Consider the following 15,723-nt stretch of genomic DNA (forward strand, 5'->3'; position numbering starts at 1 on the left):
ATTCTTTCGAGTGTGTTCTTGTGTTGTGTGGGACGGCAATGACCTTACTTGGCCAGCACAAAACCCTTGAGCTTGCCAAACGCGCCATCCACCAGCGCCTTTTGCTGTTCCTGGTGCAGGTGTGAATAACCTGCTGCAGGTGAAGCCGAAGCCGCACGGCCCGAATAGCCCAGTTTTTGGCCCTCGGTCATGTTCTCGTGGATGTAGTGCTGCACAAAGAACCATGCACCCTGGTTTTGCGGCTCGTCCTGGCACCACACGATGTCGGTAGCGTTCGGGTACTTTTTCAACTCGGTTGCAAAAGCTTTGTGCGGGAAGGGATAGAGCTGCTCAACGCGCAGGATCACAACATCGTCGATGCCCTTTTCTTCACGCTTGCGGGCCAGGTCGTAGTACACCTTGCCCGAGCAGGCAACGATGCGCTTGACCTTGTCGGCCTTTTTGTTGATCTCTTCCTTGTTCTCGGGAATCACCGTCTGGAAACTGCCCTTGGTGAACTCGCTCAAAGGCGATGCCGCGTCCTTGGCGCGCAGCAGCGACTTGGGCGTCATGATGATCAGCGGCTTGCGCAGGTTGCGCACCATCTGGCGGCGCAAGATGTGGAAGATCTGGCTGGCCGTCGTAGGCTGGACCACCTGCATGTTGGTGTCTGCGGACAGCTGCATGAAGCGCTCCAGGCGTGCCGAGCTGTGCTCCGGGCCCTGGCCTTCGTAGCCGTGCGGCAGCATCAGGGTGATGCCGTTGACACGGCCCCACTTAACTTCGCCGGAGGCGATGAACTGGTCGATCACGACCTGTGCGCCGTTGGCAAAGTCGCCGAACTGGGCTTCCCAGATCACCAGCGTGTTGGGGTCGTTGGATGCGTAGCCGTATTCAAAGGCCAGCACGGCCTCTTCGGACAGGATGGAATCGATGACAACAAACGGGGCCTGGTTTTCAGCCACGTTTTGCAGCGGCACATAGGTGCCGGTATCCCACTTCTCGCGGCTCTGGTCATGGATCACTGCATGGCGGTGCGTGAAGGTACCGCGTCCGCAATCTTCACCGGAAAGGCGCACCGGGTAGCCGCTGGCCACCAGCGAGGCGAAGGCCATGTGTTCGCCCATGCCCCAGTCCACGGGAATATCACCGCGGCCCATGGCTGCACGGTCGTCGTAGACCTTTTTGACCAGGTTGTGCGGCGTCACCGTGGCAGGAATGGTGGTGATTTTTTCAGCCAGGCGTTTCCATTCGGCCATGGGCAGCGCGGTTTCACCGGCATCCGTCCACTTTTTACCGAGGTATGGCCGCCAGTCAACCGCGTAATTGCTCTTGAAGTTGGTGAGCACGGGGTCAAAGGTGCTCTTGCCGGCATCCAGCGCGGCGCGCACGGCCTTGACCATGTCGTCGCCCAGCGTGTCGCCCATGCCCTGGGCCGACAGTTTGTCGGCGTAGAGCTTGCGGGTGCCTGGGTGGGCAGCAATCTTTTTGTACATCAGCGGCTGGGTCAGCGCAGGTGTGTCCTGCTCGTTGTGGCCCAGTTTGCGGAAGCAGATGATGTCAACCACAACGTCCTTCTGGAACTCCATGCGGAATTCAAGGGCCAGTTGCGTCGCCAGCACCACGGCTTCGGGATCATCACCGTTGACGTGCAGCACAGGCGCTTCGATCATCTTGACGACATCGGAGCAGTACAGCGTCGAACGGCTGTCGCGCGGATCGCTGGTGGTAAAGCCAATCTGGTTGTTGATGACGATGTGCACCGTGCCGCCCGTGAAATAACCACGGGTTTCGGCCAGCGCCAGCGTTTCCATGACCACGCCCTGCCCTGCAAAAGCGGCATCGCCGTGCACCAGCACGGGCAGCACCTGCTTGCCGAGCGGGTCGTCGCGGCGGTCCATGCGGGCGCGCACCGAGCCTTCAACCACAGGGTTGACGATTTCCAGGTGCGAGGGGTTGAAAGCAAGGGAAAGATGCACCGGGCCACCGGGCGTGGTCACGTCCGAGCTGAAACCCTGGTGGTACTTGACGTCACCGCTGGGCAGGTCTTCAGGTGCAGTGTGATCGAACTCGGCAAACAGGTCGGCCGGCACCTTGCCCAGCGAGTTGACCAGCACGTTGAGGCGGCCGCGGTGGGCCATGCCGATGACGATTTCCTGGACGCCGATTTCACCGCCGCGCTGGATGAGTTCGTCCATGCTGGCGATGAAGCTTTCGCCGCCTTCGAGCGAGAAACGCTTCTGGCCGACGTATTTGGTGTGCAGGAAACGCTCAAGGCCTTCGGCCGCGCTCAGGCGGTCAAGGATGTGGAGCTTTTTTTCCTTGCTCAGATTCGGCTTGCTGCGGATTGCTTCAAGCTTTTGCTGCCACCAGCGCTTCTGGTTCTGGTCAGTCATGTACATGTACTCGGCACCAATCGTGCCGCAGTAGGTTTCACGCAATGCATTCATGAGCTCGCGCAGGCTCATGGTGTCCTTGCCAAAGTAGGTATTGCTGGTGTTGAACACCGTTTCCTGGTCGGCATCACCAAAGCCGTAGAAGGACGGCTCCAGTTCGGGAATCTTGTCGCGCTCGGCGCGCTTGAGCGGATCCAGGTCGGCCCAGCGGGCGCCCACGTTACGGTAAGCGGCAATCAGTTGCTGGACGGCGGTGCGTTTGCGCCCCATCTCGGAGTCCGCGCCGCTGGCGACGACCACTTTGGTCTGGCCCTGCTTGGCGCGCTCTGCAAAGGCATTGATGACAGGCAGGTGGGGAACGTCCTTGGCGTTGCTGCCGTCGACGGCAGGAACATTCTGGAGTGCGTCGAAATACTCGCGCCAGGTGTCGGGCACGCTGCCGGGATTGGCGAGGTAATTTTCGTACATCTCTTCGACATAGGGCGCATTGCCACCGAAGAGATAGGTATTGCCTTGATAGGCAGAATAAATTGACGATGCAGACGTAGACGACTGCGAGTTTGAACTCATATCCGCTGACCTCCGTTTCCCTTGAGGAAACATTAGCTGGTTAAAGCTGGTTGATTAACCTTCCGCAACACGGCTTGACCGATTAGCGGATGCGACTGTGGCAGGAAGGGCCTTCAGAAACTGGGACAATTGTGCCACTGATCGATGACAAACAAAAGAACCCTTATGTTTTTAAGGTATGAACTTTTGCATGTTTTACGACTCACCTTGCCGCCGCAAGGGCTGCGGCCGCAAAAGCCGGGCAGCACTTGTTTTGCATATGAAGCAGGCCTCGTGAACTGGCGTGCGAGGACGCCATCCGCTACAAAATCAGGAGCTTGCTGCGCCCATGCCTATTGGGCTGCAGGCCTGAAATCACTTGAAAAAAGCGTCCCGTTGATCCCAGCGACAGCATTTTGGGCCTGACCTGGCCCTGGCAGCCGGCAACTCAAGGGCAAATAGTGCCCACAGCCCCCGGCTTATGCGCGCAACACGCTATTGATTTAGTAGCAATCAAGAGTCGGCCGGACTCCTGATTGCCATTAAGAACCCGATGGATAGCCTAAATTGCCATCACACTCACAGCCTTGGTCACAAGATAGGACTCAAGCGCTTCGGGGCCGCCTTCAGAACCGTAGCCCGAATCCTTCACGCCGCCAAATGGCATTTCAGGCGAAGGCGTTGCCGGCTGGTTGACCCACAGCATGCCGAGTTCCAGGCGCTGCGACAGCGCATGCACATTGGCTATCGATTTTGTAAACGCGTAACCAGCCAGCCCATACGGCAGGCGGTTGGACTCCAGGATAGCCTCGTCCAGGGTATCGAAGCCACGGATCGCGGCCACCGGGCCAAACGGCTCGTTGTTAAACACGTCGGCATCCAGCGGCACGTCATTAAGAACCGTCGGCATGTAGAAGTTGCCGACACTGCCCACACGCTCGCCACCGGTCTCAACCGTTGCGCCCCTGGCGACGGCATCTTCAGTCACCTTTGCCATGGCCGTGAGGCGACGGGGGTTGGCCAGCGGGCCAATGTTGGTGCCGGGTGCCATGCCGTCGCCCACCGTCAATCCCTTGGCATGCGCAGCCAGCGCCTTGGCAAACGCGCCGCGTACGCTGTTGTGCACCAGGAAACGGGTAGGCGCAATGCAAACCTGCCCGGCATTGCGGAATTTGGCCGAAGCCGAAGCCTTGACGGCCACGGCGATGTCGGCATCTTCACAAACAATCACCGGCGCGTGGCCGCCCAGCTCCATGGTGACGCGTTTCATGTGCAGGCCAGCCAGGGCCGCCAGCTGTTTGCCCACCGGGGTTGAGCCGGTGAAGGTGACCTTGCGGATAACCGGGTGGGGTATCAGGTAGCCGGATATTTCGGCCGGATCGCCGTACACCAGATTGACCGTGCCTGCGGGCACACCGGCATCAACAAAGGCCTGCAACAGCGCAGCCGGTGAAGCCGGGGTTTCCTCCGGTGCCTTGACAATGATGGAGCAACCCGTGCACAGGGCTGCAGAAATCTTGCGCACCGCCTGGTTGATCGGGAAGTTCCACGGCGTGAATGCCGCAACCGGACCAACCGGCTCCTTGAGCACCAGTTGTTGCGCAGCCAGGTTGCGCGAAGGCACGATGCGCCCGTATATGCGCCGGCCTTCGTCGGCAAACCATTCGATGATGTCCGCGGCGGCCAGGGCTTCCCCCTTGGCTTCGGCCAGTGGTTTGCCCTGCTCCTGAGTCAGCAGCGATGCGATATCGGCAGCACGTTCACGCATCAGGGATGCGGCCTTGCGCATGATGGTGGCCCGTTCATTGGAGGGTATGCGCCGCCAGGCCTCAAAGCCGCGCTGGGCCGACGCCAGCGCACGGTCCAGGTCGGCAATGCCCGCATGCGCCACTTTGCCAATCACTTTTCCTGTGGCGGGATTGGCAACGGCTATGGTCTTGCCGCTCGCGGCATCAACCCATTGGCCGTCGATCAACAATTGGGTATCGGTGTAAGTTGTCATCCCCTGTCCTTCGTCAAATACGTTGATGGATTCCCGGCGCGCGTTGTCAGCCGGAATGCGCACCGCGCCCAGGCGTCTTCCGCTGCAACGGATGTGCGGGGCCAAGCATACACCGCGTCATCCAGGCAATCAAAAGCATTCCTGCGGCCGGTAAACGCCACACCTCATTGCAGCCTGGCCGTTTGGCGAACAATATCAATAAATGTGCTGACCACTGGCGAACGCATCCGATTAAAAGGCAGGACGAGCCCAACCGGCGGTAACACGACAGGCAAGGGTACTTGCAGGATCTTTAGCGGCCCCTGCAATTCATACAGCCGCGCGACACTGGACGGCAGCATGGCAACCATGTCGGTTTGCATCAAGGTCATGGTGGTCAATAGCACGGATGATGTTTCCAGTTTTGGGTTGGGACGAGGCAAGCCTTGCGCCAGCAATAGTTCGTCCAGCTGGCGGCGCATGGGCGCGAGCTCAGGCTGCAGGATCCACTCCAGGTCACCCAGGTCTTTCAAGGAGATCTTCCTTTTGCGAAGGACCGGATGATCCTTCCGGACGACCAGGCTGACTGACTCGTCATACAGGCGCTCCGAGGTGAAGAACGCGCTGTCCATGTTGGGGGTCAGCCGCCCCAACACCAGATCCAGTTCATTGCGTGCAAGCGCCGGGAGCATGGCCTCGTTTCCGCCCTCGGTGACGGTGACAACAAGTTTTGGTACCTCTTCGCGCGCACGTTTGAGCACATCGGCAAACAGCGTTGGAATGGCGACAGGCAATACGCCAACCCTTACCCGGCCAGTCGCGCCTCCGGCAACCAGGTGCGCCTCGGCAACGGACTCGCCCATGTTGTGAAGGCACAGGCGCGCCCACCGGATCGCTGTCTCTCCTGCAGCAGTGGCCCTCAGCCCCCGCGGCAAGCGGTCAAAAAAACGGGCTTCATAGAGGCTTTCAATTTCATGCAGCAATTTGCTGGCCGCAGGCTGGCTGAGGCTGAGCCGGGGTGCTGCCTGGTGAATATTGAGTGTTTCACCAAGTACGTCAAGCAACTCCATGTGGCGGAGACGCAGCTTTGAGCGCAAGCGGTTGTTGAGTTGTTGGTGCATCGCGGCTTACTGATTCGATCTGGTTATCCAAATATCATGATATTTCATTTGTCAGGAATCCCAGGGATTTTTAAGATCGCGATCCCCAATACAGGAACACTAGTTTTGAAATGTTCCACATGACAGGACGTCCCGATGAAAAATGTTTCCTGGTTCAAGGCCGCGCTGCTTCTCACCTCGACAGCCCTGGGCTTTTCCGCTTGCGCGGCATGGCCCGAAATGCCTTTGCGCATCGTCATTCCATTTGCAGCCGGCGGGTCGGCCGATAACGCGCTGCGACAAATGGCCCCCATCCTCCAGGCACGCCTCGGCCAGCCCATCGTGATCGACAACAAAGCCGGTGCAGCAGGCAATATCGGGGCCATGGAGGTGGTGCGAGCAAAACCCGATGGCTACACGCTGTTATTGGGGGCAACCAATAACTTTGTCATCAATCAGTTCATATACCCAACGATGGGGTTTGACCCTTTGCAGGCGCTTGCACCAATCACCCGGGTGCTTGACGTGCCGTCGGTGCTCTTCACCAACGCCAACGTGCCGGCCCGCACCTATCGTGAATTCGCCGAATACGCCAAAAGCCAGGCGGGGCAACTCAACTACGGCTCACCAGGCCTGGGAACCGCACCGCATCTGTCCGGATTTGCGCTTTCGGAAGTCATGGGCGCGCGGATGACCCATATCGCCTACAAGGGCGCACCACCGGCCGTATTAGGGTTGCTGGGCAATGACATCCAGATGTTCCTGGGGAGCTATAGCGCCATGAGCCCACAACTGGCGACGGGTCGCGTCCGCGCCCTGGCCGTGGCAGCGCCATCACGCCTCGCCGCGCTGCCCCATGTGCCCACGGCTAGCGAAGCAGGCATGCCCGGCGTTGTCCTCAGCAACTGGTGGGGACTGGCGGCACCGCGCGGAACGGATCCGGTCATTCTCCAGCGGCTCGCAGGCGAGATACGTCATGCACTGGCCCAACCCGCGATCCAGCGCTTCTTTGAGGCACAGGGATTTGTTGCCGGGGGCAACACGCCGCAGGAGTTCACAAGGCAGCTCGGCACCGAAGCGAAAGCCTGGGAGGGCATCGTCACGCGCTCAGGCACAAAAATCGATTAGTCCGGAACAGAAAATGAAAATAACAATGCTGGGAACAGGCGCTGCGCTGCCGGACCCTGAACGAGGCCAATCGGCCATCCTGATTTCAACAGACTCGGGCAGGCACTACCTGCTCGATTGCGGCGAAGGAGCGACCCGCCAGATGGTCCGCGCCAATATCAACCCGGCGGATGTGGGCGTGGTGCTGCTCACCCACCTGCATCACGACCACATCAGCGATTTCCCATACTTCGTGATTTCCAGCTGGATGCTCAACCGGACCGATGCCCCGCTGGTACTGGGACCCAGGGGCACCAAAAGATTTGTTGGTCACCTGTTCGAGGACGGTGCCTTCCATGCTGACTTTCTTGCACGCTCGTCACTACAAGCCCGCAAGGACAATATTGCGGCCGTGCGTCCTGAGGTACGCGAGATGTCCCCCGGCCTCGTCTACGAGGACGGCGACATTCGCATTACCGCAAACCATGTGGAACATTTGCCGCACCATATTTGCGAGTGCTTCGGCGTACGGTTGGAACTCGAAGGCAAAGTACTCGCATTCAGCGGCGACACCAGTCCATGCGACGCCATGATCGAGCTTGCACGCGACGCGGACCTGCTGATTCATGAATGCACCTTCCCCGAGTCCATCCTCGCCCACAGGGCCAGGAATGGCACCGGCCATCACGGGCACACCAGCCCCGTTGAACTCGGGCTGATCGCCAAACAATCAAATGCAAAAAGCGTTGTCGCCACCCACTTTGGTCATTTTGATACGACTAGCCCGGTTCTCAGGCGGGCGGCCTCAAGGCATCTGCCCGCGGATTTGACAGGCCCCCACCTGATGGACGAGGTGGTAGCCGACATTCGTAAAAACTACCAGGGACCTCTTCGCCTCGCGCACGACCTCATGCGGATTGATCTCTAGAAAAGTTTTCTACCTGCCTCACAAAAACAACCATGCAAGCTTATATAAAAATGGTCGGAAGCAACTCGCTGGATGGCGATCATGCAACCCTGTTCCGCTGGTACTGCGATCATGTCAACATGCTGATGCACTACCCCGAACTGATGCGTGCCAATCTGTTTCGAAGGCTTTCGGGCGAAGAAAGCGCGGCACCGGACTACGTTTGCCTCTACGAGTTTCCAACAGCCGGGGACTTCCTGGACTATTCCGGCAGCGACGTGCGAAAGGCCGCATCGCGTGTGCGCGAAGACGGCTGGGGAGACCGCGGCATTAAAGTTGTCCAGCGGTCTGAGTACATGCGGCATTCATGCAGGGAGTTCGGCCAGGTACGCACTGAGCCAGCGCCTGGCTTGCCACTGGTTTATGAACTTCACTGCCTTCAACTTGAGGGCAACTCCTGCATGGATACCCTGCGATGGGTTGATGCCTGCGTGCAGGGCGCAAGAGAACGTCACCTCGTCAATGCAGCATGGCTGAACAGGCCGGAAAACATCGATGGAAAAGCCCCGGCCAGCGGCGAGTGGCTGGTGATGCTTGAACACCCATCGGCGGGAAAACCTGCGGCTTCTGCGCCGGCATTACGCTGGGAGGCCGGCGGAGCTGACGACATCCAGGCGCTTGCACCCCGCGTCAGGAAAATGCGCTGGATGGCCAACTACGAGGAAATTTGCCGCTGGCAACGTTGACACACACGCCGCCTGACGGCTAAGAGCCTGCCCGCTTCAGCCGGGATTCGCCAAACCGGGGTTGGCACCAACACCTATCAGGCGCGGCGTGTTCGGCTTCACGGGCTTGATGGTCTTTTTGGACTTGAGGTAGCTCTCGGCCACCTCCCAGATCGGCGGGCCGGCGTTTTTGCTGGCCTCGGCCACAGGCGCCCAGCCGGCGACCTTGTAGGTCTTGTCGGCCTCTATCAGCTTGCCCTTGAGGCGCAGGTCCTGGATGCGTGAACCCATCTTTGCGCCGGGCTCGCAGGCATAGGTCAGCCCACCCACACGCACCATGTCACCGCCCTGCTGGTAATACGGGTCGGGATTGAACAGGTTGTCGCCCACGTCTTCCAGGATGGTCTTGATCATGTCGCCGCGCATGTCGGTGAGCGTGGTCCACGGGTAGGTGATGGCGGTCTGGTCCATCAGGTGCTCGCGTGTGATGGCCTGGCCGGGTAACAGCGAGGTGCCCCAGCGGAATCCCGGCGAGAAGGCAATTTCGGCTCCACGCACCTCCATCAGGCCGTCGAGGATAAGCTGGTCAAAAGTGCCGTTGAAGTTGCCGCGACGGTAGAGCGTGCCTTCCGTGACGGCAAGCTTTTCCGACAACTTGCTTTCATAGGGCGCACGCACCTTGGCGATCAGCGCGCCCATGGCCGCGTCCGCAGGCAGCAGGTTTGAAAACACCGGCAACAGGCGGTAGTTAAAACCGGTCACAGCCTTGCCCTTGACCTCCAGGTCCAGCACACCGAGGAACTTGCCGTTGCTGCCAGCGTTGGTCACTATGGTCTGGCCGCCTGCATTTTTGACGATGACGGGCACCGGCACGCCGTCGTGCGTATGCCCGCCCAGGATGGCATCAATGCCGGTCACGCGGGAGGCCATTTTCAGGTCAACGTCCATGCCGTTGTGGCTGAGCAGCACCACGGCCTGCGCGCCTTGTGCACGGGCTTCGTTGACGGTCTCCTGCATCTCGCTTTCACGGATGCCGAAGGTCCAGTTGGGGGTCAACCAGCCGGGGTTGGCAATCGGCGTGTAGGGGAAGGCCTGGCCGATGATGGCGACCATCACGCCATTCATTTCCTTGATAACGTAGGGCTTGAAAACGGCATCGCCAAAATCGCTGGTCTTGACGTTCTGGGCAACAAAGTCGACCTTGCCTGCAAAGTCTTCTTCAACAATCTTCTTGATGCGTTCTTCGCCATAGGTAAAGTCCCAGTGGCCGGTCATCACATCCACGCCGAGCAGCCTGGCTGCATCCACCATGTCCTGGCCTTGCGTCCAGAGTGCGGTGGCACTGCCCTGCCAGGTGTCGCCGCCGTCCAGCAGCAAGGCGCCGGGACGCCCGGCCTTGAGCTGCTTGACCAGAGTGGCCAGGTGGGCAAAACCACCAACCTTGCCGTACTGGCGCGCTGCGCGCTCGAAGTTCAGGTAGGTGAAGGCATGCGCCTGCGGCGTGCCGGACTTCAGGCCAGCGGCCTTCAACAAATGCTCACCCACCAGGTGCGGCAACTGGCCGCGCATGGCGCCCACACCCAGGTTCACCGAAGGCTCACGGAAATAAAGAGGCATGAGCTGGGCATGGCAGTCGGTCATGTGCAGCAGGTGCACATTGCCGGTTCGCGGCACGTTGTACAGGGCGCCGGCTTCGGCGGCACCGGCTTCGCGCTGCAGCGGAAAGCCTGTGGCCAGCGCAGCCGCCATGACACTTGAAAACTCGCGGCGGGAAAGATTCATGGCAAAAACTTCATGGTTTTAGCGGCCCGCCGGCAAACTGACGGGGGCTGGGCTGGTGCAGCTTCGCTATCAATTCAATAGCTGATTGCGCGCTTACTGCTTGGGCTACAGGTAAAAAAGGCTGTTAAAACAGCCTTTTTTACCAACTCTTCTGACTCTTTACTGATTGACCGGCGATTTCGGGTCCAGCAGCAAAGCCATCACGTCACGAAGCTGCTGCTCGCTCAGGATGCCTGCATGGCCGAAACGCGGCATGCCGGAACAGGCGTTGTAAGCCTTGGAGTTCCACAGCTTGCCCCAGGTGTAGTCCACGATGGCTTTGCTGCCAGGCGCTGCCGGATCACTCACACCGCGCAGCTTGCCGTAGTTGTACAGGCTGGGGCCGATAGAGCCGTATGACAGCTCGGCCTTGCTGATCTGGTGGCAGTTGTAGCAGCTGCCGCCGTTGGCTTCGCCGGGTTTGTCGCTCCAGGTCAGGCCACGGCCGTTCTGTGCAATTTTTTCGCCTTCGCTCCAGTTGCCGATCAGTTTGCCGTCGGCCGGGAACTTGACGGTTTTCAGGTTGGCGTCCTCAATCGACTTGGCGAGCTTTTCATCAAGCGCAGCACCGGCCGCGTCGGAGCAGGCCTGGTTCGATGCGTCCTGTGTCAGCCGGTCAAGCTTGGCAATGCCCTGCTCGCGAAACGAGCTTTTCATGACCTGGCGGGTGGCCTCATCAACTTCCTGTGAGGTCGGGGCCATCGCGCAGCTGGCCAGCAACGCGGCAGTTGCCAGGCCGATGGAAAGCAAGGCGGATTTCTGGATTGTCTTGTTCATCTTCATGTTCCCCGATTAGCGTTTGAGGGCAGGCGCAATGGAAACCCCGCCCTTGCTGTTCACACCCATAAAAACACCCAGGGCAATGGTTGCATCGGAGGCGTAACCGGGGAAAGGGAAGCGCTGCTGGCGGTAGCAGTCATTCAGGCGGCGCTGCATGCTCCACAGGTCACCGCTGGAGACCCGGTAAGCCGGCCAGGAGCCAAAACCGGTGCTGGCGCCGGGCTGCCTGGTCAGGTTGGGCAGGTCCTGCAGGCGCACGCGCTTGTTGTCCTCGCCGTGGCAGGAGGCGCACGAAAAGTCGTACGGGCCGCCGCGCAGGTAGAACACTTTTTTGCCGACTTCATACATCAGCTTTTCCTGCGCGTGTTTTTGCGGCAGGTTGAATTTCATGTCGCGCGATTCGCCGGAGATGTAGGCGACCAGCGATTCAATGGTCTTTTGCTCGCCGGAGCCAAAGTTGGTCTTTGCGATTTCAGCGGCACTGAAGCCCTGCTGCTGCTCCATGCAGGTGAGCAGGCGGGACTCAAGGTCCTGCACGCGGCCGGTGTCAGAAAAGAAGCGCGGCAACTCCACAAAAGCGCCCTTCACCACGCCAGGGCCCTTGCCCAGGTCGCATTTTTCAAGCGATGCGTTCTTCGGGCCGCGCGCCTGTTTCCAGAGGCCCTCGCCCTTGGCTTCATAAAGCTCGGCGGGATTGCCGTCGGCCAGCATGGCGCGGTATTCGGCAATCCCTTCTGCCGTGGTTTTCTGTGCGTACACAGACATGGGCAAGGCGGCCAGGGCTGCAAGCCAGAAGGCGCTCCCTGAAAAGGTCCATTTCATCGTGGTCTCCTCAATGACATATTTTTTATAAGGCGGGTGCGCCGGGCACCCGGTTGGCTGGGAGTAGCCTGGATCAGGCGATAACGGCTTCGTCGCTGCGTTTGTCGCCGCGGTTGTCAACCCAGCTGACGACCACTTTCTCGCCGGCCTTGCCGCCCTTGAAACTGAACTGGACAAACGGGTTTTTGGAAACAGCGGTGCCCCACTGGGCGCTCATGACGGTTTTGCCGTTCCAGGTGGCGTTGATGTTCTGGATGAACCAGGCCGGTACAAGCTTGCCTGCTGCATCCCTGCGCTGGCCGCTTTCCATTTCGTGGCTGACCAGCACACGCACCGTCGTTTTATCACCCTGGGCCTGGGCCCGAATTCGCATTGGATCTGACATATCTTTCTCCTGGCTTCAACTTCAACTATTGGGGATGTGGGATTTCAAACGGGGTCAATCAGCCGCCGCAACCGCCCAGCGTAACTTTCACTTCTTTCACGGCGTAGAAGTACTTGTCACCAGCCTTGGCCAATGCATACACATTGGACGACTGCCCCATCTTGACGTTGGTGGACACGCTGGCATCGGTGCCGGCGGGAATGTCGAAGGCCGCAGCCAGCGCGAACGGATTTTTTTCGACCACAAAGGAAATCTGCGACGTGTTGGCGATGTTGCTCTGGGCGGCTACGCGCACCACGGCACCGTTCTCGGCAATTTCCGGTGCCTGCAGGATGAGGTCCTTGCTTTCAACCGGTGCGCTGGTGGCGCCCATGGCCTTGGCTGCGTCGGCCAGGGACTTGGTTTCAAAAGCCGTTTTGTTCCAGCCCGGCGCATTTTGCGCGTAAGCCGGCGACAAACCTGAAGCAGCAGCCAGCGCCAGCGCTGTTGCGCCTGAGCCGCTAGCCAAAAAATCACGACGTTCCATGTTTGAACTCCTTAAAGATACTGATCACCGATTGAACACTATTGGACACAAATAACCGCAGCGGCGGGAGAGTATTTCTCCCAAGTTGCGCAGGGTAAATAACCCGCCGCTCCACGTGGCTTGAGCACATGAGGCCGGCTCATTTGTTCATGCCCTGAGCCAGCCATTGGGCCAGTTGCGCGGATTCCTCCGGGCTCAGGGACTGTGCGGGCATGGGGATGGCACCCCAGACACCTTGTCCACCAGCCCTGATTTTGCCCGAGAGGTAGCTCACCGCGTCTGTACGGTCTTTATATTTGCTGGCGATGTCCTTGAAAGCCGGCCCGACGAGTTTGCTGTCCATGCCGTGGCAAGCCAGGCAGGCGTTTTTTTGCAGCATGGGCGTCACTGCAGCAGTCGTTACGGGCGACTGGGCAGGCCCTGCAGGCACTACATTTTCCGTAGCACGCTGTGCAACAACAACGGCGGCCACAGGCTGTTTCAAATCAGAAACAGGACTCACGCCAGCCGCCAGGGCTGCGCGTGTGGTGTCCGCACCCCGGGTGGGGCCGATGTTGCGCGACTGCTCGGCCAGGTTGCCGTGCGCATTGCGTGCGTAGTCCGGCAAAAAGCTTTTGACCACCGCCTCGCCGCCGCAGTTCGTCATGCAGGCCGAACCCTGCACATCGGGCCTGTCGGTGCCGCCCAGTTCCCTGCCGGGCCACATGGCGTGGGCTGTCGTCATGCCGTTGCGATTGGGCAACCTGCCCTGCACCTCGCGGATATTGCTGTCGGACAGCGTGAAGTCTTCCGGCAACACATTGCCCAGATTCAGGATGTAGGCGGTCACCGCGTAGACCTCGTTTGCCGTCAGGGATTTGGGCGAAGTCCACGGCATGGCGCGGTTGATGTAGTCCCACAAGGTGGACAACGTGGACATCTTCATCATGGTGGTGCGTTGCGGCTGGTTGGCGCCGGGCATCAGGCCGTCGACCCGGCCGCTCTTCACGTCTGCGGCTGTGGTGCCGCCGGCAATCGGCGTGAACACCGCCGACGACTCGCCAAAGCTGCCGTGACAGGAGGCACACTGCGCCTCCCAGATCACCTCGCCCTGCCGGACCGAACCCTGCCCTTTGGGAAGGCCCTTGAAGTCCGGGCGCACGTCGATATCCCAGGCCTTAACCTCGGCTGGTGTGGCGGTACGGCCTATGCCGGCCAGTGCGGATCGCTGGGCTTTTGCCGGGTCCGCTTGTTGCGCCTGTGCCGTCAGCGCAAGCCATGCCAGGGGCAACAGCCAGACGCGGCTCAAACGAACACCTGCGAATTCAAACCTGGACATTTTTCACCTCGCCGTTTTCTTCCAGTTGCCACGACTGGATGGCGTTGTTGTGATAAATGCTGCGCGAGGCACGCACCTTGCGCAGCTCGTGGTAGTTGGGCTGGATCTGCCCCGTTTCATCAACGGCGCGGCTCTGGAATATCGCGGGTTTGCCGTCCCAGACAAAATCGGCATTGAAGCGTGTCAGGCACTTGGCCAGCACCGGGCCTTCGAGCCGGGCCGGCTTCCAGTTGCGCCCACCGTCCGTGGAGACATCGACCCGTTTTATCTTGCCGCGCCCGCTCCAGGCCAGGCCCGTGATGGTGTGAAAGCCCTTGTCCAGCAACACCTGGCCGCCGCTGGGTGACGTGATGACACTTTTGACTTCCTGGATGCTGGTGTACTGGCGATGCAGGCCACTGGGCTGCAGGTCAACGTAGTGGATGCTTTCGTCCTTGGTGGCGTAAGGCATGTCGCCGACCTCGATGCGGCGCAGGTACTTGACCCAGCTCACACCCTGCACGCCGGGCACGATGAGGCGCAGAGGATAGCCGTTTTCAGGCCGCAACATCTCGCCGTTCTGCCCGTAGGCCACCAGCACTTCGCCGCTCATGATCAGGCTTATGGGAATGGTCCGCGTCATGCTTGAACCGTCGGCACCTTCAGCAAGGATGAATTTGGCACGTTTGAAGTCAACGCCGCACAAATCCAGCAAGGTGCGCAGGGGCACGCCGGTGAACTCGCTGCAGCTGAGCATGCCGTGGGTGTACTGCACCGTGGGCACGGCGCTGTTGCCCCATTCCATGCCGGTGTTGGCGCCGCACTCTATGAAGTGCATGCGGCTGACATTCGGCAGGCGCATCAGTTCGTCCATGCTGAACACCATGGGGCGCTTGAGCATGCTGTCGTCGGAGCCATTGACCATCAGGCGGTGTTTGGACGGGTCTATGTCCCACCAGCCCTGGTGGTGCCGCTCAAAATGCAGGCCGCTGGGCGTGATGATCCCGAACAGGCCCTGCAGGGGGCAAAAACTCACACTGGCCTGGCCCACGCGCGTCAGGCCCGGGCTCTCCCGGCGCTGCAGGTTTTTCTCAAATTCGCTGGGCAGGCCGTAAGGCCTGGCCGCTACCGGCTGGCCCAGGCCCTTGCTGTGGGCGGGAAGGTTCAGGATGTTCGGGTCGCCATCCGCAGCCTGCGCATGGGACTGTGTTGCGGTGGCTGCTGCGGCCGCAGCAAAAGCGCTGGCCAGGAAACCACGGCGCCCGGCACGGACATCCTGTATCTGTTCACGGCTCAAAAAGTTTTCAGGCGCGCGCTGTATAAATCGGCTAAACATGTGGTGTGCTCC

13 protein-coding genes are annotated in these 15,723 nt (G+C 60.0%); 3 read left to right on the forward strand and 10 right to left on the reverse strand.

Annotated elements, in window-relative coordinates; all coding sequences use genetic code 11:
• Nucleotides 1-44 precede the first annotated feature (44 nt).
• The 3 genes from ACFQND_RS17000 to ACFQND_RS17010 form a co-directional block, all read right to left on the reverse strand.
• Nucleotides 45-2,945: a 2-oxoglutarate dehydrogenase E1 component gene (locus ACFQND_RS17000; RefSeq protein ID WP_371435315.1), complete on the reverse strand. Its 2,901-nt coding sequence runs from the start codon at nucleotides 2,943-2,945 to the stop codon at nucleotides 45-47.
• Nucleotides 2,946-3,486: 541 nt separating this feature from the next.
• Nucleotides 3,487-4,926: an NAD-dependent succinate-semialdehyde dehydrogenase gene (locus tag ACFQND_RS17005; protein ID WP_371435314.1), complete on the reverse strand. Its 1,440-nt coding sequence runs from the start codon at nucleotides 4,924-4,926 to the stop codon at nucleotides 3,487-3,489.
• A gap of 164 nt (nucleotides 4,927-5,090) precedes the next feature.
• Nucleotides 5,091-6,026, reverse strand: coding sequence for a LysR family transcriptional regulator (locus ACFQND_RS17010; RefSeq protein WP_371435313.1), 936 nt, complete (start codon nucleotides 6,024-6,026; stop codon nucleotides 5,091-5,093).
• 135 nt (nucleotides 6,027-6,161) lie between these two features.
• On the opposite strand from ACFQND_RS17010, the gene ACFQND_RS17015 reads away from it, so the two are divergent.
• Genes ACFQND_RS17015 through ACFQND_RS17025 form a run of 3 tightly spaced genes read left to right on the forward strand, consistent with a single transcriptional unit; the run spans nucleotide 6,162 to nucleotide 8,765 of the window.
• The gene (locus ACFQND_RS17015) at nucleotides 6,162-7,133 is read left to right on the forward strand and encodes a Bug family tripartite tricarboxylate transporter substrate binding protein (RefSeq protein ID WP_371435312.1); all 972 of its coding nucleotides are present in this window, start codon (nucleotides 6,162-6,164) and stop codon (nucleotides 7,131-7,133) included.
• A gap of 13 nt (nucleotides 7,134-7,146) precedes the next feature.
• Nucleotides 7,147-8,040 carry an MBL fold metallo-hydrolase gene (locus tag ACFQND_RS17020; RefSeq protein WP_371435311.1) on the forward strand — a complete coding sequence of 298 codons (894 nt, stop codon included), beginning with the start codon at nucleotides 7,147-7,149 and terminating at the stop codon, nucleotides 8,038-8,040.
• Between the two features lie 32 nt (nucleotides 8,041-8,072).
• Nucleotides 8,073-8,765 carry a hypothetical protein gene (locus tag ACFQND_RS17025; RefSeq protein WP_371435310.1) on the forward strand — a complete coding sequence of 231 codons (693 nt, stop codon included), beginning with the start codon at nucleotides 8,073-8,075 and terminating at the stop codon, nucleotides 8,763-8,765.
• Between the two features lie 36 nt (nucleotides 8,766-8,801).
• Here ACFQND_RS17025 and soxB read toward each other — a convergent pair whose 3' ends face one another.
• The 7 genes from soxB to soxC all read right to left on the reverse strand — a co-directional run bounded on the left by soxB (nucleotide 8,802) and on the right by soxC (nucleotide 15,711).
• A complete protein-coding gene (soxB, locus tag ACFQND_RS17030; protein WP_371435309.1) occupies nucleotides 8,802-10,526 on the reverse strand; it encodes a thiosulfohydrolase SoxB in 1,725 nt (574 codons plus the stop codon).
• Nucleotides 10,527-10,685: 159 nt separating this feature from the next.
• Nucleotides 10,686-11,342 (reverse strand): sulfur oxidation c-type cytochrome SoxX, encoded by a 657-nt coding sequence (gene soxX / locus ACFQND_RS17035; protein ID WP_371435308.1) that lies wholly within the window; start codon nucleotides 11,340-11,342, stop codon nucleotides 10,686-10,688.
• Nucleotides 11,343-11,357: 15 nt separating this feature from the next.
• On the reverse strand, nucleotides 11,358-12,167 hold the full coding sequence (soxA, locus tag ACFQND_RS17040; protein WP_371435307.1) for a sulfur oxidation c-type cytochrome SoxA: 810 nt from the start codon (nucleotides 12,165-12,167) through the stop codon (nucleotides 11,358-11,360).
• Nucleotides 12,168-12,240: 73 nt separating this feature from the next.
• Nucleotides 12,241-12,552: a thiosulfate oxidation carrier complex protein SoxZ gene (soxZ, locus tag ACFQND_RS17045; RefSeq protein ID WP_371435306.1), complete on the reverse strand. Its 312-nt coding sequence runs from the start codon at nucleotides 12,550-12,552 to the stop codon at nucleotides 12,241-12,243.
• A gap of 58 nt (nucleotides 12,553-12,610) precedes the next feature.
• The gene (gene soxY / locus ACFQND_RS17050) at nucleotides 12,611-13,078 is read right to left on the reverse strand and encodes a thiosulfate oxidation carrier protein SoxY (RefSeq protein WP_371435305.1); all 468 of its coding nucleotides are present in this window, start codon (nucleotides 13,076-13,078) and stop codon (nucleotides 12,611-12,613) included.
• 139 nt (nucleotides 13,079-13,217) lie between these two features.
• Nucleotides 13,218-14,396 (reverse strand): c-type cytochrome, encoded by a 1,179-nt coding sequence (locus tag ACFQND_RS17055; protein ID WP_371435304.1) that lies wholly within the window; start codon nucleotides 14,394-14,396, stop codon nucleotides 13,218-13,220.
• On the reverse strand, nucleotides 14,383-15,711 hold the full coding sequence (gene soxC / locus ACFQND_RS17060; protein ID WP_371435303.1) for a sulfite dehydrogenase: 1,329 nt from the start codon (nucleotides 15,709-15,711) through the stop codon (nucleotides 14,383-14,385). Before soxC ends, ACFQND_RS17055 begins: the two co-directional genes overlap by 14 nt.
• Between the last annotated feature and the right edge of the window lie 12 nt (nucleotides 15,712-15,723).

The sequence above is a fragment of the Polaromonas aquatica genome (assembly GCF_042659145.1).
GTDB lineage: Bacteria > Pseudomonadota > Gammaproteobacteria > Burkholderiales > Burkholderiaceae_C > Polaromonas > Polaromonas aquatica.